We start from the raw sequence: 25,355 nt of genomic DNA, 5'->3' as shown, positions 1-25,355 counted from the left end.
CGGATTCTGGCGATCGTCTGGCAGTTACCCGCCTTCTTGGCGATCAGACAGCACAGCATGTTGAGCTCGTCGGAATTGGTGGTGGCAATCAGCAGATCCGTGTCCTCAATTCCGGCCTCCATCTGTACCTTGTAAACGGCTCCGTTGCCCACCATGCCCATCACGTCAATGCTGTTGGTGATGGCGCCAAGCACATCGGCGTCCCTGTCAATCAGCGTAATCTCATGTCCTTCCATATACAGCTGTTCTGCCAGGGAAGAGCCGACTTTCCCGCAGCCTACGATGATAATCTTCATCTCACATTAATCTCCTTTTGTTATCCCCCATAATTTCATGCAGCGGTCTGCGCTGTTTCTTGCGGGTTACTTCTACAAGATTTAATTTGGTGATATCCACCACGGTGGTCTTCACCGGATCCTTCTGGCACCACTGGGTCAGGCTGTCCATCAGCAGTTTCCGATCTTCCTCCTCCGTCATATCGATAAAATCGATGATGATAATGCCGGATAAATTGCGAAGCCGCATCTGCCTGGCCGTCTCTCTGGCCGCTTCCAGATTGATTTTGAGTATTGTTTCCCGGGGATTTTTCTTTCCCGTATATTTGCCGGTGTTCACATCCACCACCGTCAATGCTTCCGTTGGCTCAATCACCAGATAACCTCCGGATTTCAGCCACACCCGTCTGCCGGACGCCTCCTCCAGAGCCTTTTCCAGGCTGTACAGCTTTAGGAGGGAGACCATACTGTCCTGATAGAGCGTCAATTTCCCCAAATCCTCCGGCTGTTCCTTCCCCAGATAAACGCTAAGTGTCTGGCAAATCTCGTCGTCATCGGTGATAATCTCGTCAATGCTGCCGTTTCTGGCGTCCCTCAGACTTCCCACATAGGACGGTGCCGCCTCGTAGAGAAGGCTGTAACAGGTCCGGTAGGTTCCCGCCGCCATGACGGTCTTATAACAGGTCTTCAGTTCCCGGATTTCCGCCAGTATCTCCCCAGCGTCCGCCCCGTAGGCATTGGTGCGCACGATAATGCCGCAGCCATCCTCCAGCTCCGGGGCTATCCGTGCTTTCATCTCCTGCTTCCATTCCTGGTCCGCGATTTTGGCGGAGAAGCCAAGCACGTCCTTGCCCGCCGTCAGCACCGAGTACCGGCCAGTGAAATTTAAGTTACTGCTGATTACCGGGTCTTTGGTCTTGACGGCATCCTTGGACACCTGGACGATAATCTCATCCCCGGCGTGAAGCGGCCCGTTTCCGTGGGGCTTCGTGTAGTGGTGGCGGGTGTTTTCCGTCAGGCTGTAATAGGCCATCTGGCCGTTTCCCAGCTCCACAAAGGCGGCTCCGATATTTTTCACCACATTTTTCACTTTTCCTATATAGATGTTGTTGAGCAGGGACTTCTCCCCGTCATCCTCCAGCCCCAGCTGGAAGACGCCCTCCTCGTTGATAAGGGCCGTCAGCACCCGCCCTTCCCATCTGGTGATAATAAATTTATTCAATGTCCTCTCCAAAATCCTCCAGCGGCGTCAGCACCCGGTGTTCCTCATCCCCGGTATTGCCGTAGACCTCCTCCCGCTGAATCTGAATATCCAGTTCTGAAAACGTCTGCCCCTTCCCGCTGTAAAATGCTTCCAGCACCAGCTCCGGCTTGATGTTGTCAGAACTTCCGGTGGACAGCTGCAGGAAGATGGCATCACCCTCCCGGTGAAGGTCATAGATGAGCGGTTTTAAATCCACTTCCCGCTCTCCCCGCTTGGTTTTCTTCGTGATGACGATGGATTCCCGTCCATAAAATGATATCAGCTCCTCAAAAAAGGCATCCATATCGTCCGGTCTGGCTCTGTCCCGGAATCTCACGGTATAGTCGGCGGCCGCCACCATGGACATGGCGTTCTTCGCCGTGTCTTCCAGCCGGCGGCAGCTTAACACTTCAATTCCTTCCACCATCACTTCATTTAACTGATGCACCATGGTTTTGGAATCCTTCATGGAGTTGACTTCGATGTCCATATACTCCCCGTTGCTGGTCAGTCCGACGCCGAGAGGCGCCGCAAAGGACATGACCTGGTGGGGGCTGAAGCCCTCGCTGTATTTGATATCCACATCCGCCCGGCGCATGGCCTTCTGGAAGTAGCGCATGATATCCAGGTGTCCGATAAACTTCATGGCCCCATGCTTGGTAAACTTAATTCTTACCTTCATAGCAGACACCTCCCTCATATTTTCTGGCTCCGCAGGCCGAGCAGCGCTGACGGCAGTTTGGCGTCACCTTCTCGTCGATGGCCTGCAGCCACTCTCTCTTTAAAAATTCCTTCGTCACGCCCGCGTCGATGAAGTCCCAGGGGAAGATCTCGTCCAGACTCCGCTCCCGCACCGTGTAAAAATCCGGGTCAATGCCGCAGGTCTCAAAGGCGTCCATCCACAGCTGGTTATTGAAATTCTCCGACCAGGACTCAAACAGCGCTCCCTGGCGGTAGGTCTCCTCAATCAACGCCCCGGTCCGCCGGTCGCCTCTGGCCAGCACGCCCTCCAGCACGGTCAAATCCGCCTCGTGGTAGTTGTATTTCAAACTCTTAAAGTTCTTCATCTCCCGGAACTTGTCCTTCACAATGTAGGCCCGCTCCAGAAATTCCTCCTTGGTGCACATTCTGGCCCACTGGAAGGGGGTAAATGGCTTGGGAACAAAGAAGGAGGAGCTGGCCACCACCTGAACCCGGCCGTTTCGCTGGTCCTTGGGAATCTCGTAGTACTCCTCGGCCACCTTCTCCGACAGCAGGGCGATGCCCTCCATGTCCTCCACCGTCTCCGTGGGAAGTCCAAGCATAAAGTAGAGTTTCACCCGGTTCCAACCGCCCTTAAACGCCTCGGCGGCCCCCTGTAAAATCACTTCCTCCGTCAGGCCCTTGTTGATTACATCCCGCAGTCTCTGGGAGCCGGCCTCCGGCGCAAAGGTGAGACTGCTCTTCTTCACATCCTGAACCTTGCTCATGACATCCAGAGAAAAGGCGTCAATCCGCAGGGATGGCAGGGAAATGTTGACGCCCTTTCCCTTGAATTCATCAATCAGGAAGTTGACCAGTCCCTCCAGCTGGGTATAATCGCTGGAGCTTAAGGAACTTAAGGAAATCTCCTCGTGTCCCGTGCTCTTTAACATTTTATAGGCATAGTCCTTCAAGTAATCCAGGCCGTGTTCCCGCAGGGGCCGGTATACATTTCCAGCCTGACAGAACCGGCAGCCCCGGATACAGCCACGCTGAATCTCCAGCACCACCCGGTCCTGGGTCACCTTGATAAACGGGACGATTGGCTTTTCGATGTAATAGACCGTGTCCATCTCCTTCACCACTACCTTCTCGATGACAGGTTTGGCGTGGGGATTGTTGGGGAGGAAGCTTTCGATGGTGCCGTCCTCCTTGTAGGTCACATCATAGAAGGCCGGAACATAGATGCCGGGAATCTCCGCCGCCATCTCCAGGAACGACAGTCTGCTGCCGCCCTGTTTCTTGTTTTCCTTATACCGGTCCATCAGTTCATAGTAGGAGGTCTCCCCCTCGCCGATGTAGAAGATGTCAAAGAACTCCGCCAGTGGCTCCGGATTGTAGGCGCAGGGACCGCCGCCGATGACGATGGGGTCCGACTCCGAGCGCCCGGAAGCGTGAAGCGGAATCTGGCTTAAGTCCAGAATCTGCAAAATGTTGGTGTAACTCATCTCATACTGCAGGGTAATGCCCAGAAAATCAAAGTCCTTAACCGGGTCCTGGGATTCCAGCGCAAACAGTGGAATCTTCTCCTCCCGCATGATTTTATCCAAGTCCGTCCACGGAGAATACACCCGCTCGCACCAGATATCCTCCCTGCGGTTAAACATGTCGTAGAGAATCTGGATGCCCAGATGGGACATGCCAATCTCGTACACGTCAGGGAAACACATGGCGAATCGTATCTCCACCTGGGAGAGGTCCTTATTCACCGTATTTACCTCGCCGCCGATATAGCGGGCGGGCTGTTGAATGCTCAATAGTATTTCATCAGGTAATGCTAATTTTCTCATGTTTTTTCCTTATAATTGTGCTGGATGCACTGTATTTTTATTTGTGTACCACAATCCATAATTATAAGGCATTTCACAATATTAAGCAACACTATTCGGCAGAACTCTCCATCATTCACAGGTGATGGAGATATAGGACGGACGGGGGAATAACCGATAGCCGGTAAACCTGTGAATCGTCACTCACGGTTTGCCGGCTATCGGTTTGTTACTCAATTGGTTCTGTTGGTTCTTTCAGCTGCCTGCAGGTGCCAGGCCACAGACCTATGGCTGCAGCGCGCCTCTTGTTCCGTCAGATTCCGGGTTGAAATAGTATTGTTTCCCGTCAATCATCTTCTGTCCGACTGCCATGGCGCCGCTTGTATCCAGGTAAAACCATGCCTGGTATACGGGGTCAAAATGCCAGCCTGTCGCCATCGCTCCTTCTTTTAAGCCGGTCTTGGTTTTAATATCTTCTTCCCGGCACAGATAATACCACTGGTTGTTGATAAACTGCCAGCCGGTGAGCATCCGGCCTTCCTTGTCAAAATAGTACCACAGGCCATCAACTATCCCCCAGCGGTTCGCTGCGTAGGTACCTCTTGCCTGGCGGAATTTCCAGATTCCGTCCTCCGTCCGCTCCCAGGTCCCAATGAGGAGGTTGGGATTGACTGCGGAGCTGCTGCTGCCACTGCTGTTAGAACTGCTATTATTATTGTCATTATCCCCTCCTGGCGGGAGGCTTGGATACACCACATGGACGCCGGAGGTATCGCCTGTTATTTTGCCATTCTTTCCGACATAGATGGTGCCGGTGCCGGAAATCGAACCATGAATCACCAGCGTTCCATCCAGTGTCAGATTTCCATCTACCGTCAGGTTCCTTCCGTCCGGAACCGTGATGACCGCCTCCGTGCCGATTCGCTTATCACCGGTAACCACCACATCCTGCTTTAAGGAAGCGATCGCCCCGTCCGGTACATCCTCTCCCCCATTCCAGGAAGTGTCAGCTATGGTATTCCGGTTCAGGTAGGTATTGATGAGAAGCTGGACCTGGGGAGAGTCGGTGTAGAGCGGCGTCGACTCAGGAAACGCCTTCCTTCCCAGCTTTTTCACATTACGCCCAAGATGTACTGCCTCCAGGCTGTCGCAGCCGTAAAATGCAGAATCACCGATTTCAGTTACCGATTCCGGAAGATAAAGCACGCCGCTAACACTAGTGCAGTGGCCAAAACTGGCGGTGCCTATGGAGGTTAGTCCTTCAGGAAGGTCCAGACTTTTAAAACCACAGCCGTAAAATGTTTGTTCCTCTATGGAAGTTAACGTGTTTGGAAGCGTGAGGGTGCCAGTAAAACCTGCATGCTCGAAAGCGGCACTTCCAATATGAGATACGCTCTCCGGAATGGTGAGATTGCCAGCAAAAGAGTTTCCGGAAAAAGCCCCATCTTCAATGGATTCCAGTCCAGAAGAAAGTTGGAGTGTGCCTGTAATATTCTTGCCTTTGAACACATTGGAGCCAATTTCCGATACCAGAAACCGAGACTCTAATGGATTTTTAGCTAGAGCAGGAATTGAAATATCATCCCTTATGTTTCCATAATAAGAGGTAAGCCGACATTTGGAATTAGTCAAGTCATAATATTCCATATTACCGTCGAGAAATTTGACACCTTTATATTGATAAGGGGAATTGACAAGCTGAATCATATTCTCTGGAATACCTGAATCATAAAGGAGGTTAGCTGTTAAAAGAGCTGTCGTGTCAAACCCCTCAAAATTAGTTCCATAAAACGCATCGTTCCCAATGACAGATACCTTATCCGAGAGACTTAGTCTGCCCGTAAAGCTGCCGCATCCGTAAAATGCACGGTCAGAAATCCCAGTCACCCCATCGGGGAACAGCAATTGACCGGTAAAACCGCAATTTTCAAAAGCTTGTTTATCAATAAACGTAACTGTATCAGGTATCTTTAACTCTCCAGTAAATCCACAATTTGTAAATGTCCCGCTTTCTATTTTCGTCAATCCTTCTGGCAGAGTCAGCTTCCACGTAAAGCCAGCATTATAAAATGCACGGGAGCCAATGGAAGCCACTCCCTCCGGTATCGTCAAATCACCTGTAAAAGAACAATTGCTAAATACACTGTTTCCAATGAGCACCAGCTGGTCCGGTAAGATAAGCGTTCCTGTAAAGCTGGTGTTAAAAAATGCGAAATTCCCAATGCTTGTCACCGCATCCGGAATCTGCAGTTCTCCCGTCAGACCGGAACAGCCCAGGAATGCCTCGCTCCCAATGCTGACTATCTGGTACTCTCTGCCATTGGAAGGCTTACGCACATGATCCGGGATAACCAGTGTCCCGGTCGGCTTTGCTCCATCATACCCGATGAGCTGAACCGTGTCTGGCCCCAGCTCCTTATAGTTCAGACCGTCCACGGTAAATCTGTCATTGATGGTATTGACCATGGCTCCGCCCAATGTCACCAGGACGGATATGGGCGGCTCGCAGACATAACCTTCCGGCAGCTCTGCGATAAACTCATATTCACCGGTAAACGGCCACTCCCCATCCTCGTCCTTCTGATACTTCGGACAACTCCAGTCAGTTATGGGAAGCGTCACTTCACCCGCCATCTCAATCTCCGCTCTCACCTGTTCCGGCAGCATGGAGACAACCGTGTCGAAATCCGCCCGGTTCTCCGGGCTCACGCCAATCAGAGACAGTTCGCCTCCGCTTAAGTTGTCATCATCCACAAACTCCCATTGAACCACTACCTTCTCAAAAATTTTGTCCTTCGACATGTCATCAGGCTCAAGAACATCCTCATCCTTCTGGTCCGCATCCGTAGGCGTGGCATATCCGGTCTTCTTCCCCGTATTCCCGTCATCCTCCAAGAAGAGGTCTGCCGGCGCCACGCTGTCTGCCCATGCCATCACAGCGGGCTGGGTACTCATCAGAAAAACAATGAATACTATGGAAATAATTTGATTTGTTGTTTTCTTCTGCATTTGGATATCCTCCTATTGCTGCAACGCGCCTCTTGTTCCATCTGGTTCCGGGTTAAAATAGTATTGTTTCCCGTCAATCATCTTCTGTCCGACTGCCATGGCGCCGCTTGTATCCAGGTAAAACCATGCCTGGTATACGGGGTCAAAATGCCAGCCTGTCGCCATTGCTCCTTCTTTTAAGCCGGTCTTGGTTTTAATATCTTCTTCCCGGCACAGATAATACCACTGGTTGTTGATAAACTGCCAGCCAGTGAGCATCCGGCCATCCTTGTCAAAATAGTACCACAGGCCGTCGACTATCCCCCAGCGGTTTGCCGCGTAGGTGCCTCTTGCCTGGCGGAATTTCCAGATACCATCTTCCGTCCGCTCCCAGGTTCCAATGAGGAGGTTGGGATTCACTGTGGAACTGCTGCCGCTATTATTTCCCGACGAACCACGGTTTAAAAACACGACATGGATACCGGAAGTATCGCCCACTACTCTGCCGTTTGCTCCGATGATTAAGGTGCCGGAGCCGGAAAGAGAGCCATTGATAATTAGAGTGCCATCCACAAATATCGTTCCATCCACTACCAGGTTTCCATCCACCGTCAGAATAACCCCGCTCGGAACCGTGATAACCGCCTCCGTGCCAATCCGCCTGTCTCCGGTGACTGTCGTGTCCTGTTTTACCGTGGCGACAGCCCCATCCGGTACATCCTCCATTCCATCCCAGGAGGTGTCGGCTATGACATCCTGATTCAAATAAGTATTGATAAGAAGCTGAACCCTGGGAGTGTCAGTAGACAGAGGCAGTGATTCCGGAAACGCCTCTGCGCCCAGCTTTTGCACATTCGGGCCAAGATGAGCCGAATCCAGACCGTCACAGCCGAAAAATGCCAGTTCACCAATTTCAGTTATCGGTTTTGGAAGTTTTAGTACGCCGGTAAAGCCGCTGCAGTTAAAAAAACCGTAATCTCCAATGTAATTTACCCCCGCCGGAAGCTGAAGTGTACCGGTAAAACTGTTGCAATTAAAAAAGCTGGAAGCATCGATGTAAGTTATTCCTGCCGGAAGCTGCAAACTTCCAGTAAAACCGCAATCCCTGAACACAGCAACCCCGATATATGTCAACGTATCCGGAAGAGACAAGGCACCGGTGAAGCCACATTCGAAAAATTCGTAGTCTTCTAATTTTGTCAGCTTCCCTTCTATGGTCAAATCTCCAGTAAAACCTGCAAACTCAAAAGCTCCGGACCCCATATGCGACACATTCGCAGGGATGGTTAAATCACCGGTAAAACGATTCTTATAAAATGCGCTATCTCCGATGCTTACCAGTGTATTTGGGAGATGAAGCGAACCTGTTATCGCCTTGTTATAGAACGCTTCAGAACCAATGTGGGTTACGAAATACGTCGTTCCTGATAATCGGTTCGTAACTTTGTCTGGAATAGAAATATCCGTATCAGAGTTTCCGTTATAGCCGGTTAACGCCACCGTGTCACTTCCAATCACTTGATACTCCATACCCCCTTCAGTGAATTTCTGGGGTGAAAACGCCGGCTGGTAGGACTGATTTCCAACCTTGATTTTGTTCATGTCAACACCTGAAGCATAAAGCAGGTCGGCTATCTCCTGTTTCGCGGTGTCAAAACCGTCGAAACCAGTGTTATCGAACGCATCATCCCCAATGCTGGTAATTTCATCCGGGATACTCAACCTGCCCGTAAGTTTACTGCAGTCCATAAATGCATAGGGGCCAATATTTGTTAATCCATCTGGCAAAATCAACTCACCGGTAAATCCGCACCCAGCAAAAGCAGACTCGCCGATATCGGTAACGGTATCCGGGATGTTCAATTCACCCGTAAATCCTGACCTACAAAAACTCTCGCTGCTTATTCCCTTTAATTTTTTTGGCAGAGTCAGTGTCCCCGTAAAGCTGTTACCATAAAATGCACCATAATCGATAATGGTCACTCCGTCCGGTATAATCAAGTCTCCCGTAAAGTTACAGAGGTAAAATGCAGCCGTACCAATATAGTTCAAGTTCTCCGGCAAAATCAACTGTCCGGAAAATGTAGTGTTTTCAAATGCATAATCCCCAATGCGAGTAAGTGTTTGCGGCAGGACCAGCTGGCCTGTAAATCCACATTCATAGAATGCGTCTTCCCCTATTGTAACCAATGAATCCGAGAGGGTCAGTTCTCCTGTAAAATGGCATCCTCTAAAAGCGCTGTCTCCAATCTCGGTCACCGTATCCGGAATCACTAAATCTCCCGTCAGACCGGAACAATTCGGAAATGCATTGTGCCCAATGCTGGCTACCTGGTATTCCCTGCCATTGGAAGGCTTTCGCACTTTGTCCGGGATAACCAGTGTCCCAACTGGCGTTACTCCATCATATCCCATGAGTTGAACCGTGTCGGGACCCAGCTCCTTATATTTCAGTCCATCTACAGTAAATCTGTCATTGATGGTATTTACCATAGCCCCGCCAAGTGTCACCAGCACGGATATGGGGGGCTCACAGACATAACCTTCCGGCAGCTCTGCGATAAACTCATATTCACCGGTAAACGGCCACTCCCCATCCTCGTCCTTCTGATACTCCTGACAGCTCCAGTCGATTATGGGAAGAGTCACTTCACCAGTCTCCTCAATCTCCACTCTCACCTGTTCCGGCAGCATGGAGATAACCGTGTCGAAATCCGCCCTGTTCTCCGGGCTTACGCCAATCAGGGACAGTTCGCCTCCGTCCAGATAATCATCATCCACGAACTCCCATTGAAGTACCGTTTTTTCAGAGATTTCGTTTTCAGGCTGTTTTCCATCTGTCAGGTTTTCCTTGGAGTGTATTTCATGGGAAGGCATTTCATCGCCCTTTGGCGTGCTGTCAGGCTTGAAAGCATCCTCATCCTTCTGGTCCGCATCCGCAGGCGTGGCATATCCGGTCTTCGTTCCCGTATTCCCGTCATCCTCCAAGAAGTGGTCTGTCGGCGCCACACTGTCTGCCCATGCCATCACAGCGGGCTGGGTACTAATCAGTAATACAATTAACATTGCGGAAATCGCCCGTTTGTGGTTTCGTTTCATGGCATTATTCCTCCTTTTTGTAATGTGGTTTTCGATATTCCTTTATTACCGCCGTTCTCTCCTTCTCAGGAACAGGAACCCCGCCATCCACATACTGACAATATAATTCCTGGTACAGCAGATACAGCGTGTAAGCAAGCTGACGCCCATATACAATGCCGTCCTTCGGTAGTTGAGGTATCTCATGAAAGAATCGTGAGTCGAAGTCGGAAAAAAATCTTGCCCTTTAATTCGTCCCATGCTTTTGCATCATTACCCTGCAGTCTCATTTGGTCATTTTCAATGATCACATCATAACGAAAATTCTGACGATAACGGTTTAAATAAGGTTCCAGAAGAAGAATTGCCTTTTTCAAGTACATGGTTTTTTCCGTAAAACGGTCGTCTTTATGTACATGGTCTGCTCCCATGAGAAAAGGTTCCGCCAGAAAACGATAACAGCTTTCCAACACCTGTATATACTCATATTTACAAAAGAAACCATCGGGACCAATCCCCAGATTATTCTGCCAGTCTTTGCTTTTAGTAACCGGAGCTGGGGCAAAAAAGTTCGTGTCTTCAACGACTTGTGCCTCCTTAACCAGAATACTGTGAAATCCATCTGTTTCCAGCCATTCATTCATTCCCTGCTCATCAAATGCAAGCAAATCGTAATCTCCAAAGTCTGCGATGCTCTTTAGATGCCCCTCCAGCATACGGATACAAGCCTTCGTCTCTTCCCGTAAATCCACCTTTTTTTCACTCTCGGTAAGGAATTCCCGGTCATGGGGAGTCACGATGTCAAAAGTCTGAAAACGGTCATTTTTTAGATTTACCAGATTGTAAAAAATCAGGTTTAAAAAGCTTTTTCCTGAATTCTCCACCTTCAAAGCCTGTATTCTTTCATCCAGAGTCTTTTGTCCAATCGACGGAGGGGCCAGCAGTTGAATCAGCTCTTCTTTGCCGAGAGAAAAATGGCAAATCTCTCCTGGAAGCGGTTTCGACAGTTCCTCTGGTTTGTATTGATAATATAAGATTGCACCATTGCGGATATAGATATGGAAGCGGGTCATTTTGTTACCTTCGGTAATATCCATGATAAACTCCATATCGTTCCGGTGATGACCCAGCTCATCATATTCCACACTCTTGTCACCGTCATAGAGAATGCCAATATAGTCAAGTAGCATATAAGGTTCCATATTGGAAATCAAATCCGTCCCCATGCTGGCATGTATCCGCTCTTTCCCTTGTTCCAGCTCCCACGCGCCTGCGAGATAGCAGTTTCTCCATGGTCCCGACTCCGAGGTGTACGCCAATTGCCGTAGCGCCTCCGCACACAAATCCTTTGCATGCCCGGCGTTACAGTCACCGGCGCCGCCGGCCAGATACATCTGATATGCAAAATCGGCCACCGTCCTGTATTTTCCCTCATCTAAATCATGCTCAAGACTATCCTTAAGACTCTCTCCGTTCAGGGAACGTGTGAGGTAGCCCGCCATCGCCTTGGCCCGCTCCTCCGGCGACAGAGGGTTTAGATGGATGGGATTGGCATCGTACCATCCCAGATACTTTTGATAGACCGCTTTGGCGTCATGAGACGGTGTCCCGTAATAAGGTTTTAAGTTCCAGTTGTGTTCCAGGGCATAGGGCAGACGCAGCTTCTGTGCCGCTTCCTCCATTTTAAAACCCTGATTTAGGTAAAGCAGAGTCTGGTCGTTGATAAACTTATAGATGGAAGCTGTTTCCAGCAGGAAATCCTTGAGCGATAAGGTCCCCGTTTCATTCTTCCAATGCGGCCAGTTATGCGCCTGGAAAATTACTTCCGCCTTATCGCCATACCTCTCTGCCGTCTCCACCAGATATTTTGCCCAGGCGTTGCCGTCTCTCACCTGGGCGCCCCTCAACGTGTAAAGATTGTGCAGGGTGCCGGCGCAGTTTTCAGCCATCCACAGTGCTTTGTAGCGAGGAAAATAATGATTCATCTCCGATGGCGCCTCAGTTCCCGGAGTAAGCTGACAATCAATCTCAAGACCGTCTATCGTGATAGGAGGTGTGTTTTCGTCAATGATATTTGTGGGCTTTAAAAATCCGACCTTGCCTGTTGACTGTCCCTGGCCAATTCCGATGCTGATACTCCTCCTCCAGTTTTCTTCCGCATCCGGATGCTCCTTATCCGGTTTCACAAAGCTTCCATACTGGTAGGATGCCCGCCGGCCCATTGCATTGCCTGCATAGGCATTTTCCGACACGGACGCCTCGGTAAAACCGGATGGCGCATAAATGGGGCAATTTTTAGTCAGCTCCTCATAGGAGTAACTCCCGTTCAAATCCGTGCTGCCAGCCAGGTTATAACTGCAGACCGCCTTCACACCTCCGAAATGGTCCACATGGGAATGGCTGATAATGATCCCCTTGATATTCCCCTGAAGTTTAAATGCTGCCCCCAATTTTGAAAAATAATCCTCAGCCAGTTCCAGAGCGGCATAGGTGCACTCCTCGCTCATCAATGTGTCCAGGACCAGCCAGCCGTTCCTGGTCCTCACAAAAGAGATGTTAGCCATATCGTATCCGCGCACCTGATAAATACTATCTTTTATTACTTCGAATATCCCATTTATCTGGTTATTCCTCCCATTGCTCCAGAGGCTGGGATGTACGGCTGCAAAGCGTTCATTGGGATGATCAAAATTATCGGGATAATCCTGCTTCAAAAACCGGTACGCCTCCTGATTCCAAACGTCACTAATGGCAATGTCACCGCAGCCACATAAACATTTCCCCTTCAAAGCCAGTTCATATTCCGTATCATATTCCGGGTCGTATTCTGGGTCATATTCCGGGTCGTATTTCGGGTCAACTCCGATACGAATCTTTTCATAGCGATTCTGGGCAATTGTCAATTGGGACGGTTTCCCGGCTGTCAAACTCTTCATTTTTTTCATAAAGTCTCCTCCTACGATTTTAATGCGCCTCTTGTTCCATCAGAATCCGGGTTGAAATAGTATTGTTTCCCGTCAATCACTTTCTGGCCGACTGCCATAGCCCCGCTTGTATCCAGGTAAAACCATGCCTGGTATATGGGGTCAAAGTGCCAGCCCGTCGCCATCGCTCCTTCTTTTAAGCCAGTTTTGGTCTTACTATCCTCCTCCCGGCACAGATAATACCACTGATTGTTGATATACTGCCAGCCGGTGAGCATCCGGCCTTCCTTGTCAAAATAGTACCACAGGCCGTCGACCATCCCCCAGCGGTTCGCCGCGTAGGTGCCTCTTGCCTGGCGGAATTTCCAGATTCCATCTTCCGTCCGCTCCCAGGTTCCAATGAGGATGTCGGGATTTACTGTGGAACTGCTGCTATTATTTCCCGTCGAACCACGGTTTAAATACACGACATGGATGCCGGAAGTATCGCCCACTACCCTGCCATTTACTCCGACGATTAAGGTGCTGGAGCCGGAAAGTGAACCATTGATGCTCAGAGTGCCTTCCACAGATATCGTTCCATCCACTACCAGGTTTCCATCAACGGTCAGGTTTCCATCCACAGTCAGAATAACCCCACTTGGAATGGTAATAACCGCCTCCGTGCCAATCCGCCTGTCTCCGGTGACTGTCGTGTCCTGCTTTATGGTGGCGACTGCTCCGTCTGGCACATCCTCTTTCCCATCCCAGGAGGTATCGGCTATGGCATCCTGATTCAGATAAGTATTGATAAGAAGCTGAACCCGTGGCGAGTCGGTGGACAGAGGCAGCGCCTCCGAAAATGCCTGTGCGCCCAGTTTTTGCACATTCGGACCAAGATGAGCCGAATCCAGACCGTCACAGCCATAAAATGCCATTTCACCAATTTCAGTTATCGGTTTTGGAAGCTGAAGTGCGCCGGTAAAGCCTCTGCAGTTAAAAAAGCTGTAACCTCCGATGTAAGTTACCCCCGCCGGAAGCTGAAGTGCACCGGTAAAGCCGCTACACTTAAAAAAACTGTAATCTCCGATGTAAGTTACCCCCGCCGGAAGCTGAAGTGCGCCGGTAAAGCCGCTGCAGTTAAAAAAACTGGAATCTTCGATGTAATTTATTCCCGCCGGAAGCTGCAAACTTCCAGTAAAACTGCAATCCCTGAACACAGCACCCCCGATATATGTCAATGTATCCGGAAGAGACAAGGCACCGGTAAAGCCACATTCGAAAAATACGTAGTCTTCTAATTTTGTCAGCTTCCCTTCTATGGTCAAATCTCCAGTAAAACCTGCCGAATCAAAAGCTCCGAGTCCCATATAAGACACGCTCACAGGGATGGTTAAATCACCGGTAAAACAATTCTCATGAAATGCGTTCTCTCCAATGCTTACCAGTGTATTCGGGAGAGAGAGCGTACCTGAAAACTTATTATATGAAAAAGCCTTATCGCCAATGCTTACCAGTATATTCGGGAGATGAAGCGAACCTGTTATCGCCTTGTTATAAAACGCCGAAGAACCGATCTGGGTTACGGAATACGTCACTCCTCGGTTCGTAACTGTGTCCGGAATAGAAATGTCCGTATCAGAGTTTCCGTTATAGCCGGTTAACGCCACCGTGTCACTTCCAATCACTTGATACTCCATATCCCCGTCTTGGAAACCTGAAACTGAGGGCGGCTGAATGTGGTGATAAGGCTGATTTCCAACCTTGATTTTGCTTTCGACAACACCTGAAGCATAAAGCAGGTCGGCTATCTCCTGCTTCGTGGTGTCAAAACCGTCGAAACCAGTGTGATCGAACGCATAATCCCCAATGCTGGAAATTTCATCCGGGATAATCAACCTGCCCGTAAGTTTACTGCAGTCCGAAAATGCATAGGGGCCTATACTCGTTAATCCATCTGGCAAAACCAGTTTACCTGTAAATCCGCACTTTAAAAAACTCTCTCTGCCTATTTCCTTCAATTTGTTTGGCAGAGTCAATGTCCCCGTAAAGCTGTTACCAGAAAATGTATAAGAATCGATAATGGTCACTCCGTCCGGTATGATCAAGTCTCCTGTAAAGTTACAGTGGTAAAATGCAAACCAGCCAATATAGTTTAATTTCTCCGGCAAAATCAACTGTCCGGAAAATGTAGTGTTCGTAAATGCACCACCCCCAATGCGAGTAAGTGTTTGTGGCAGGACCAGCTGGCCTGTAAATCCACATTCATAGAATGCGTCTTCCCCTATTGTAACCAATGAATGCGAGAGGGTCAGTTCTCCTGTAAAATGGCATCCCTCAAAAGCGCCGTCTCCAATCTCGGTCACTGTATCCGGAATCACTAAATCTCCCGTCAGAGCGGAACAGTCCAGAAATGCATTGCTCCCAATGCTGGCTACCTGGTATTCCCTGCCGTTGGAAGGCTTTCGCACCTTGCCCGGGATCACCAGTGTCCCCACTGGCTTTTCCCCATCATATCCCATGAGCTGCACCGTGTCGGGACCCAGTTCTTTATACTTTAGACCGTCCACAGTAAATCTGTCGTTAATCGTATTTACCATGGCTCCGCCCAGTGTCACCAGCACGGATATGGGCGGCTCACAGACATAACCTTCCGGCAGCTCTGCGATAAACTCATATTCGCCGGTAAACGGCCACTCCCCATACTCGTCCTGATGATAATCCTGACAGTTCCAACGGGTTATGGGAAGGGTCACTTCACCTGCCTCCTCACTCTCCACTCTCACCTGTTCCGGCAGCATGGAGACAACCGTGTCGAAATCAGCCCTGTTCTCCGGGCTGACACCAATCAGAGACAATTCGCCCCCGCTTAAGTTGTCGTCATCCACGAATTCCCATCGAATTACTACTTTCTCAGTGTTCCCAGAGTTTTCGTTTTCCGGCCCTTTTCCATCTGTCAGGTTTTCGTGGGAAGGAATTTCCGTGGAAGGAATTTCAGTGGAGGGTATTTCATCGCCCTTCTGCGTATCGTCAGGCTTGAGAGCGTCCTCATCCTTCTGGTCCGCATCCGTAGGCGTAGCATATCCGGTTTTCTTTCCCGTATTCTCGTCATCCCCCAATAAGTGGTCTGCCGGCACCACGCTGTCGGCCCATGCCATCACAGCTGGCTGGGTACTAATCAGCAAAATAATTAATAATGTGGAAATCACCCGTTTGCGGTTTCTTTTCATGGCATTACCCCTCCGTTGTATTCGAATATATTGGTTTGTCCATTTGACGTTTTCCTCTGCATTTGGAGTTCCTTCTACTGCTGCATGGCTCCTCTTGTTCCGTCAGATTCCGGGTTGAAATAGTATTGTTTCCCGTCAATCACCTTCTCGCCGACCGCCATGGCGCCGTTTGTATCCAGATAAAACCATGCCTGGTATACGAGGTCAAAGTGCCAGCCTGTCGCCATTGCTCCCTCTTTTAGATTGGTTTTGGTCTTAATATCTTCTTCCCGGCACAGATAATACCACTGATTGTTGATATACTGCCAGCCAGTGAGCATCCGGCCTTCCTGGTCAAAATAGTACCACAGGCCGTCGACTATCCCCCAGCGGTTTGCCGCGTAGGTACCTCTTGTCTGGCGGAATTTCCAGATTCCATCCTCCGTCCGCTCCCAGTTCCCAATGAGAATGTCAGGATTGACTGCGGAACTGCCGCTGGTTCCCGATGAGCCACGGCGTACATACACCACGCGGATGCCGGAAGTATCGCCTACTACCCTGCCGTTTACTCCGATGATTAAAGTGCCGGGGCCTGAGATTGAACCATTGATAATCATAGTGCCTTCCACGGATATCGTTCCGTTTACTACCAGGTTTCCATCCACAGTCAGAATAACCCCACTTGGAACGGTAATAACCGCCTCCGTGCCAATCCGCCTGTCTCCGGCGATTGTCATGTCCTGCTTTACCGTGGCAACAGCCCCATCCGGCACATCCTCATTCCCATCCCAGGAGGTATCGGCTATGGCATTCTGATTCAGATAAGTATTGATAAGAAGCTGAACCCGTGGAGAGTCCGTAGAAAGAGGCAGTGACTCCGGAAACACCTGTGCGCCCAGCTTTTGCACATTCGGACCAAGATGAGCCGAATCCAGACCGTCACAGCCGTAAAATGCCATTTCACCAATTTCAGTTATCGGTTTTGGAAGCTGAAGGGCGCCGGTAAAGCCACTGCAATCAAAAAAGCTGTTATATCCGATGTAATTTACCCCCACCGGAAGTTGAAGTGTGCCGGTAAAGCTGCTGCAGTTATAAAAGCTGGCAGCATCGATGTAAGTTATTCCCGCCGGAAGCTGCAAACTTCCAGTAAAACCGCAATCCTTGAACACAGCATACCCGACATATGTCAATGTATCCGGAAGAGACAAGGCACCGGTGAAACCACATTTGAAAAATACATAGTCTTCTAATTTTGTCAGCTTCCCTTCTATGGTCAAATCTCCAGTAAAACCTGCCGAATCAAAAGCTCCGGTCCCCATATGCGACACACTCACAGGGATGGTTAAATCACCGGTAAAACGATTCTTTTTAAATGCTCTATCTCCGATACTTACCAGTGTATTTGGGAGATGAAGCGAACCTGTTATCGCCTTTCCATAGAACGCGCTAGAACCAATGCGGGTTACTGAATACGTCATTCCTGATAATTGGTCTGTAACTGTGTCTGGAATAATAATGTCCATATCAGAATTTCCTTCATAGCCGGTTAACTCTACCGTGTCACTTCCAATTTTTCGATATGTCATATTCCCAACTGGGAAATCTGGCTCTGGAGCCGGCTGAATGTGTAACTGATAAGGCTGGCCTTCAACCATAATTTTACTTGCTTGTACACCACCTGAGGCATAAAGCAGGTCGGCTATCTCCTGCTTCGTGGTGTCAAAACTGGTGAAACCAGTGTTATAGAACGCATGCTGCTCAATGCTGGTAATTCCATCCGGGATACTCAGCCTGCCTGTAAGTTTACTGCAATCTTTAAATGCAGAGATGCCAATACTCGTTAATCCATCTGGCAAAACCAGCTCACCGGTAAATCCGCACTCAAAAAAACTCTCGTTGCCTATTTCCTTCAATTTATTTGGCAGAGTCAGTGTCCCCGTAAAGCTGTTACCAGAAAATGTATCATAATTGATAATGGTCACTCCGTCCGGTATGATCAAGTCTCCTGTAAAGTTACAGTGGTAAAATGCAAGCTCGCCAATATAGTTCAATTTCTCCGGCAAAATCAGCTGTCCGGAAAAAGTAGTGTATGTAAATGCTCTCTCCCCAATGCGAGTAAGTGTTTGTGGCAGGACCAGCTGGCCTGTAAATCCACACTCAAAGAATGTGTATTCCCCTATTGTAACCAATGAATCCGAGAGGGTCAGTTCTCCTGTAAAATGGCATCCCGAAAAAGCCATGTCTCCAATCTCGGTCACCGTATCCGGAATCACTAAATCTCCCGTCAGGCCAGAACAGTCCAGAAATGCATAGTGCCCAATGCTGGCTACCTGGTATTCCCTGCCGTTGGAAGGCTTTCGCACTTTGTCCGGGATAACCAGTGTCCCAACTGGCGCCCCATCATATCCTATGAGCTGTACCGTGTCGGGTCCAAGCTCCTTATAGTTCAGACCGTCTATGGTAAACCTGTCGTTGATAGTATTTACCATAGCTCCGCCAAGTGTCACCAGCACGGATATGGGCGGCTCACAGACATAACCTTCCGGCAGCTCTGCGATAAACTCATATTCGCCGGTAAACGGCCATTCTTCATCCTCGTCCTGCTGATACTCCGGACAGCTCCAGCCGATTATGGGAAGGGTCACTTCACCAGTCTCCTCAAGCTCCACTCTTACCTGTTCCGGCAGCATGGAGACAACCGTGTCGAAATCAGCCCTGTTCTCTGGGCTGACGCCAATGAGAGATAGTTCGCCCTCGATTAAGTTGTCGTCATCCACGAACTCCCATCGAATTACTACTTTCTCAGTGTTTCCAGAGTTTTCGTTTTCCGGCCCTTTTCCATCTGTCAGGTTTTTGTTGGAAGGGATTTCAGTGGAGGGTATTTCATCGCCCTTCGGCGCATCATCAGGTTTGGGAGCGTCCTCATCCTTCTGGTCCGCATCCGTAGGCGTGGCATATCCGGTTTTCTTTCCCGTATTCTCGTCATCCCCCAATAAGTGGTCTGCCGGCACCACACTGTCCGCCCATGCCATCACAGCGGGCTGGGTACTAATCAGCAACATAATTAATAATGTGGAAATCACCCGTTTGTGGTTTCTTTTCATGGAATTCCCCCTCCGTTTTGTTCAAATATATTAATTTATCGAGTTGACGTTTTCCTCTGCCTTTGGAGTTTCTTCTACTGCTGCATGGCTCCTCTTGTTCCGTCAGGTTCCGGATTGAAATAGTATTGTTTCCCGTCAATCACTTTCTGGCCGACTGCCATGGCGCCGCTTGTATCCAGGTAAAACCATGCCTGATATATGGGGTCAAAATGCCAGCCTGTCGCCATTGCTCCCTCTTTTAGATTGGTTTTGGTCTTAATATCTTCTTCCCGGCACAGATAATACCACTGATTGTTGATAAACTGCCAGCCAGTGAGCATCCGGCCTTCCCGGTCAAAATAGTACCACAGGCCGTCGACTATCCCCCAGCGGTTTGCCGCGTAGGTGCCTCTTGCCTGGCGGAATTTCCAGATACCGTCCTCCGTCCGCTCCCAGTTCCCAATGAGAATGTCAGGATTGACTGCGGAACTGCCGCTGTTTCCCGATGAGCCACGGCTTACATACACCACGCGGATGCCGGAAGTATCGCCTACTACCCTGCCGTTTACCCCGACGATTAAGGTACCGGAGCCGGTAAGTGAACCATTGATGATCAGAGTGCCTTCCACAGATATCGTTCCGTTTACTACCAGGTTTCCATCCACAGTCAGAATAACCCCACTTGGAACGGTGATAACCGCCTCCGTGCCAATCTGCCTGTCTCCGGTGACTGTCGTGTCTTGTTTTACAGCGGCGAGAGCCCCGTCCGGTACATCCTCATTCCCATCCCAGGAGGTGTCGGCTATGGCATCCTGATTCAGATAAGCATTGATGAGAAGCTGAACCCGTGGAGAGTCGGTGGACAGAGGCAGCTCCTCCGGAAATGCCTGTGGCCACAGCTTTTGCAGATTCGGACCAAGATGAGCCGAGTCCAGACTGTCACAGCCGTAAAATGCCCTTTTGCCAATTTCAGTTACCTGTTTTGGAAGCTGCAAATGCCCTGTAAAACCGCAGCCCCGGAACGCATCTTCCCCAATATATGTCAATGTATCCGGAAGAGACAGGGTACCGGTGAAGCCACATCTGCCAAATGTGACGATTTCCAGCCTTGTCAGCCTCCCTTCTATGGTCAAATTGCCAGTAAAACCTGCATCTTCAAAAGAACCGAGTTCAATATGGGTCACGCCCGCGGGGATGGTTAAGTCACCGGTAAAAGCATTCCCGACAAATGCCTTTTTTCCTTCAATGCTTACCAGTGTATTCGGGAGGTGAAGCGAACCTGTTATCGCCTTGTCATAGAATACATAAGAACCAATCTGGGTTACGGAATACGTCGTTCCTGATACTCGAACTGTGTCCGGAATAGAAATGTCCGTATCAGAGTTTCCATGATAGCCGGTTAACTTCACCGTGTCACTTCCAATTATTTGATACTCCATATCTCCAACTTGGAAACCTGGTGCTGAGGGCGTCTGAGAGGGCTGATAAGGCTGGTTTCCAACCTTGATTTTGTTCTCGTCAACACCTGAAGCATAAAGCAGGTTGGCTATCTCCTGCTTCGTGGTGTCAAAACCGTCGAAACCAGTGTTGTTGAATGCGCTATTCTCGATGATGGTAATTTCATCCGGGATACTCAGCCTGCCCGTAAGTTTACTGCAGTTTTCAAATGCATGGCCGCCAATAGTTGTTAATCCATCTGGCAAATCCAGCTCACCGGTAAATCCGCACCCTGAAAAAGCATCGTTGTTGATATAGGTAACGGTATCCGGAATGTTCAATTCACCCGTAAATCCAGACTTATAAAAACTCACTCTGCCTATTCCCTTCTAATTTTTTTGGTCAGAGTCAGTGTCCCTCGTAAAGTTGTTATACCCAAACTAGCACCAATTTCGATAATGGTCACTCCGTCCGGAATGATTAAGTCTCCCGTAAAGTTACACTGGTAAAATGCATTTTTACTAATATAGTTCAATTTCGCCGGCAGGACCAGCTGGCCTGTAAATTCGTTTTTAAGGAATGCGTTTTCCTCAATTGTTACCAACGAATCCGGGAGTGTCAGTTCTCCTGTAAAATGGCATCCCTCAAAAGCACTGACTCCAATCTCAGTCACCATATCCGGAATCACCAAATCTCCCGTCAGACCGGAGCAGTCCCGGAACGCATTGCTGAAAATACTGACTATCTGGTACTCTCTGCCGTTGGAAGGCTTTCGCACCTTGTCCGGGATAATCAGTGTCCCCTCTGGCTTTGCCCCATCGTATCCCATGAGTTGTACCGTGTCGGGCCCCAGCTCTTTATACTTCAGACCGTCCACGGTAAACCTGTCGTTAATCGTATTTACCATGGCTCCGCCAAGTGTCACCAGCACGGATATGGATGGCTCACAGACATAACCTTCCGGCAGCTCTGCGATAAACTCATATTCGCCGGTAAACGGCCATTCCCCATCCTCGTCCTGATGATAATCCTGACAGTTCCAACGGGTTATGGGAAGGGTCACTTCACCTGCCTCCTCACTCTCCGCTCTCACCTGTTCCGGAAGCATAGAGACAACCGTGTCAAAATCTGCCCTGTTCTCCGGGCTGACACCAATCAGAGACAGTTCGCCCCCGCTTAAGTTGTCATCATCCACGAACTCCCATCGAATTACTACTTTCTCAGTGTTCCCAGAGTTTTCGTTTTCCGGCCCTTTTCCATCTGTCAGGTTTTCATTGGAAGGGATTTCAGTGGAGGGTATTTCATCGCCCTTCGGCGCATCATCAGGCTTGGGAGCGTCCTCATCCTTCTGGTCCGCATCCGCAGGAGTGGCATATCCGGTTTTCGTTCCCGTATTCTCGTCATCCTCCAATAAGTGGTCTGCCGGCGCCATACTGTCTGCCCATGCCATCACAGCTGGCTGGGTACTAATCAGTAAAGCAATTAACAATGTGGAAATCACCCGTTTGCGGTTTCTTTTCATAGCATTACCCCTCCGTTTTGTTCGAATATATTGATTTGTCGATTTGATGTTTTCCTCTGCATTTGGAGTTCCTTCTACTGCTGCATGGCTCCTCTTGTTCCGTCAGATTCCGGGTTGAAATAGTATTGTTTCCCGTCAATCACCTTCTCGCCGACTGCCATGGCGCCGCTTGTATCCAGGTAAAACCATGCCTGGTATACGGGGTCAAAATGCCAGCCGGTTGCCATAGCCCCTTCTTTTAAGCCAGTGTTGGTCTTACTATCTTCCTCCCGGCACAGATAATACCACTGATTGTTGATATACTGCCAGCCAGTGAGCATCCGGCCTTCCTTGTCAAAATAGTACCACAGACCGTCGACTATCCCCCAGCGGTTTACCGCGTAGGTACCTCTTGCTTGGTGGAATTTCCAGATACCATCTTCCGTCCGCTCCCAGGTTCCAATGAGGATGTCGGGATTTACTGTGGAACTGCTGCTATTTCCCGATGAGCCATGACTTACATACACCACGCGGATGCCGGAAGTATCGCCCACTATCCTGCCGTTTACTCTGACGATTAAGGTGCTGGAGCCGGAAAGTGAACCATTGATGCTCAGAGTGCCTTCCACAGATATCGTTCCATCCACTACCAGGTTTCCATCAACGGTCAGGTTTCCATCCACAGTCAAAATAACCCCACTTGGAATGGTAATAACCGCCTCCGTGCCAATCCGCCTGTCTCCGGTGACTGTCGTGTCCTGCTTTATGGTGACGACTGCTCCGTCTGGCACATCCTCTTTCCCATCCCAGGAGGTATCGGCTATGGCATCCTGATTCAGATAAGTATTGATAAGAAGCTGAACCCGTGGCGAGTCGGTGGACAGAGGCAGCGACTCCGGAAACGCCTGTGCGCCCAGCTTTTGAAGATTCGGACCAAGATAAACCGAATCCAGACTGTCGCAGCCGTAAAATGCCTTTTCGCCAATTTCGGTTACCAATTTCGGCAGCTGCAAACTCCCTGTAAAACCACAGTCCTGGAACGTTAAATCCCCAATACTGGTCAATGTATCCGGAAGAACCAACGCGCCGGTGAAGCCACATCCGATAAATTCGTAGCCTTCCAACTTTGTCAGCTTACCTTCTATAGTCAAATCGCCAGTAAAGCCTGCCTTTTCAAAAGAACTGGGTCCAATATAGGACACGTTCGCAGGGATGGTTAAGTCACCAGTAAAACCACTATCATAAAATGCGCCAACTCCAATGCTTACCAGTGACTCTGGAAGAAGGAGACTGCCTGTAAACTTATTTTCTGCAAAAGCGCCTTCTTCGATGCTTATCAATGTATTCGGAAGGTGAAGCGAACCTGTTATGGCCTTTTTCCAGAATGCATCAGAACCAATATGGGTTACTGGATACGTTCTTCCTGATACTATGTCTGTAACCATGTCCGGAATAATAATGTCCGTATCAGAGTTTCCGTGATAGCCGGTTAACGCCACCGTGTCACTTCCTATTATTTGATAGTCCATATCCCCGACTTGGAAACCTGGAGCTTTAGGTGGCTGGGAGGGCTGATAGGGCTGATCTCCAACCTTAATTTTGTCCTTGTCAACACCTGAAGCATAAAGCAGGTTGGCTATCTCCTGATTCGTGGTATCAAAACCATCAAAACTAGTGTTTTTGAACGCATCCTTCCCAATGCTGGTAATTCCATCCGGGATACTCAGCCTGCCCGTAAATTCACTACATCCCTCAAATGCAGAGGTGCCAATACTTGTTAATCCATCTGGCAAAATAAGATCCCCGGTAAATCCGCACTTATAAAAAGCAAACATACCGATATCGGTAACAGTATCCGGGATGTTCAATTCACCTGTAAATCCACACAGAGTAAAACCCTCTCTGTCTATTGTCTTCAGTTTTTTTGGCAGAATCAGCGTCCCTGTAAAATTGTTACCCTCAAATGCACCATACCCGACATCGGTTACTTCGTCCGGAATTATCAAGTCTCCCGTAAAGTTACAGTCGAGAAATGCATAGACACCAATATAATTCAATTTCTCCGGCAAAATCAGCTGACCGGAAAACGCAGTTCCTGCAAATGTGTCGTGCTCAATACGAACTAACGTTTGCGGCAGGACCAGTTGACCTGTAAATCCGCATTTAGAGAATGCACGGTTTCCAATCTTGGTCACCGTATCCGGAATCACTAAATCTCCCGTCAGGCCGGAACAGTCCTGAAATGCGCCGTTCGAAATATTAATTACCTGGTACTCCCTGCCGTTTGAAGGCTTTCGCACCTTATCTGGGATAATCAGTGTCCCTACTGGTTTTGCTCCATCATATCCCATGAGTTGAACTGTATCTGGCCCCAGCTCCTTATACTTCAGACCGTCCACGGTAAACCTGTCGTTGATGGTATTTACCATAGCCCCGCCAAGTGTCACCAGCACGGATATGGGCGACTCACAGACATAACCTTCTGGCAGCTCTGCGATAAACTCATATTTGCCGGTAAACGGCCATTCCCCATCCTTGTCCTGCTGATACTCCGGACAGCTCCAGTCAGTTATGGGAAGCGTCACTTTACCCGCCTCCTCAATCTCCGCTCTCACCTGTTCCGGCAGCATGGAGACAACCGTGTCAAAATCCGCCCTGTTCTCCGGGCTTACACCAATCAGAGATAGCTCGCCCCCGCTTAAGTTGTCATCATCTACGAACTCCCATCGAATTACTACTTTCTCAGTTTTCCCAGAGTTTTCGTTTTCCGGTCCTTTTTCATCTGTCAGGTTTTCGTGGGAAGGAATTTCCGTGGAAGGTATTTCAGTGGAGGGTATTTCATCGCCCTTCGGCGTATCATCAGGCTTGAGAGCGTCCTCATCCTTCTGGTCTGCATCCGTAGGCGTGGCATATCCGGTTTTCTTTCCCGTATTCTCGTCACCCTCCAATAAGTGGTCTGCCGGCACCACGCTGTCGGCCCATGCCATCACAGCTGGCTGGGTACTAATCAGCAACATAATTAATAATGTGGAAATCACCCGTTTGTGGTTTCTTTTCATGGAATTCCCCCTCTGTTTTGTTCAAATATATTAATTTATCGACTTGGCGTTTTCCTCTGCCTTTGGATT

General features: G+C 49.3%; 12 protein-coding genes. All 12 read right to left on the bottom strand.

Features of this window, described 5'->3' with window-relative positions:
• A partial coding sequence (locus HMPREF9473_RS12780; protein ID WP_006780537.1) for an NAD-binding protein occupies positions 1 to 296 on the bottom strand: 296 nt, incomplete at its 3' end.
• Position 297: 1 nt separating this feature from the next.
• Positions 298 to 1,497: a ribonuclease E/G gene (locus tag HMPREF9473_RS12775; RefSeq protein ID WP_006780536.1), complete on the bottom strand. Its 1,200-nt coding sequence runs from the start codon at positions 1,495 to 1,497 to the stop codon at positions 298 to 300.
• Positions 1,490 to 2,200 (bottom strand): TIGR03936 family radical SAM-associated protein, encoded by a 711-nt coding sequence (locus tag HMPREF9473_RS12770; protein WP_006780535.1) that lies wholly within the window; start codon positions 2,198 to 2,200, stop codon positions 1,490 to 1,492. The genes HMPREF9473_RS12775 and HMPREF9473_RS12770 overlap by 8 nt, the downstream gene beginning before the upstream one ends.
• A complete protein-coding gene (locus HMPREF9473_RS12765; protein ID WP_006780534.1) occupies positions 2,184 to 4,049 on the bottom strand; it encodes a TIGR03960 family B12-binding radical SAM protein in 1,866 nt (621 codons plus the stop codon). Before HMPREF9473_RS12765 ends, HMPREF9473_RS12770 begins: the two co-directional genes overlap by 17 nt.
• A 264-nt stretch (positions 4,050 to 4,313) precedes the next feature.
• A complete protein-coding gene (locus HMPREF9473_RS12760; protein WP_006780533.1) occupies positions 4,314 to 7,037 on the bottom strand; it encodes a leucine-rich repeat protein in 2,724 nt (907 codons plus the stop codon).
• Positions 7,038 to 7,049: 12 nt separating this feature from the next.
• Positions 7,050 to 10,115 (bottom strand): leucine-rich repeat protein, encoded by a 3,066-nt coding sequence (locus HMPREF9473_RS12755; RefSeq protein ID WP_006780532.1) that lies wholly within the window; start codon positions 10,113 to 10,115, stop codon positions 7,050 to 7,052.
• Positions 10,116 to 10,297: 182 nt separating this feature from the next.
• On the bottom strand, positions 10,298 to 13,039 hold the full coding sequence (locus HMPREF9473_RS12750) for an alkyl/aryl-sulfatase (protein WP_006780531.1): 2,742 nt from the start codon (positions 13,037 to 13,039) through the stop codon (positions 10,298 to 10,300).
• 11 nt (positions 13,040 to 13,050) lie between these two features.
• On the bottom strand, positions 13,051 to 16,227 hold the full coding sequence (locus HMPREF9473_RS12745; RefSeq protein ID WP_006780530.1) for a leucine-rich repeat protein: 3,177 nt from the start codon (positions 16,225 to 16,227) through the stop codon (positions 13,051 to 13,053).
• A 74-nt stretch (positions 16,228 to 16,301) separates the two neighbouring features.
• A complete protein-coding gene (locus tag HMPREF9473_RS12740; RefSeq protein ID WP_006780529.1) occupies positions 16,302 to 19,310 on the bottom strand; it encodes a leucine-rich repeat protein in 3,009 nt (1,002 codons plus the stop codon).
• Positions 19,311 to 19,384: 74 nt separating this feature from the next.
• The gene (locus HMPREF9473_RS28175) at positions 19,385 to 21,100 is read right to left on the bottom strand and encodes a leucine-rich repeat protein (protein WP_006780528.1); all 1,716 of its coding nucleotides are present in this window, start codon (positions 21,098 to 21,100) and stop codon (positions 19,385 to 19,387) included.
• Between the two features lie 5 nt (positions 21,101 to 21,105).
• A complete protein-coding gene (locus HMPREF9473_RS28170) occupies positions 21,106 to 22,248 on the bottom strand; it encodes a leucine-rich repeat domain-containing protein (protein ID WP_006780527.1) in 1,143 nt (380 codons plus the stop codon).
• Between the two features lie 74 nt (positions 22,249 to 22,322).
• Entirely contained in the window at positions 22,323 to 25,286 is a 2,964-nt protein-coding gene (locus HMPREF9473_RS12725) for a leucine-rich repeat protein (protein WP_006780526.1), read from the bottom strand.
• Positions 25,287 to 25,355: the final 69 nt, after the last annotated feature.

The sequence above is a fragment of the Hungatella hathewayi WAL-18680 genome, from assembly GCF_000235505.1.
In the GTDB taxonomy this organism is placed as follows: domain Bacteria; phylum Bacillota; class Clostridia; order Lachnospirales; family Lachnospiraceae; genus Hungatella_A; species Hungatella_A hathewayi_A.
Note: the sequence above shows the minus strand (reverse complement) of the source record. Positions and strands in the feature narration are given on the sequence as shown.

What these genes read in the sequence shown, in the direction of transcription:
- HMPREF9473_RS12770 (WP_006780535.1), bottom strand. Translation starts at nt 2,200, where the DNA reads ATGAAGGTAAGAATTAAGTTTACCAAGCATGGGGCCATGAAGTTTATC.
- HMPREF9473_RS12765 (WP_006780534.1), bottom strand. Translation starts at nt 4,049, where the DNA reads ATGAGAAAATTAGCATTACCTGATGAAATACTATTGAGCATTCAACAG.
- HMPREF9473_RS12760 (WP_006780533.1), bottom strand. Translation starts at nt 7,037, where the DNA reads ATGCAGAAGAAAACAACAAATCAAATTATTTCCATAGTATTCATTGTT.
- HMPREF9473_RS12755 (WP_006780532.1), bottom strand. Translation starts at nt 10,115, where the DNA reads ATGAAACGAAACCACAAACGGGCGATTTCCGCAATGTTAATTGTATTA.
- HMPREF9473_RS12750 (WP_006780531.1), bottom strand. Translation starts at nt 13,039, where the DNA reads ATGAAAAAAATGAAGAGTTTGACAGCCGGGAAACCGTCCCAATTGACA.
- HMPREF9473_RS12745 (WP_006780530.1), bottom strand. Translation starts at nt 16,227, where the DNA reads ATGAAAAGAAACCGCAAACGGGTGATTTCCACATTATTAATTATTTTG.
- HMPREF9473_RS12740 (WP_006780529.1), bottom strand. Translation starts at nt 19,310, where the DNA reads ATGAAAAGAAACCACAAACGGGTGATTTCCACATTATTAATTATGTTG.
- HMPREF9473_RS28170 (WP_006780527.1), bottom strand. Translation starts at nt 22,248, where the DNA reads ATGAAAAGAAACCGCAAACGGGTGATTTCCACATTGTTAATTGCTTTA.
- HMPREF9473_RS12725 (WP_006780526.1), bottom strand. Translation starts at nt 25,286, where the DNA reads ATGAAAAGAAACCACAAACGGGTGATTTCCACATTATTAATTATGTTG.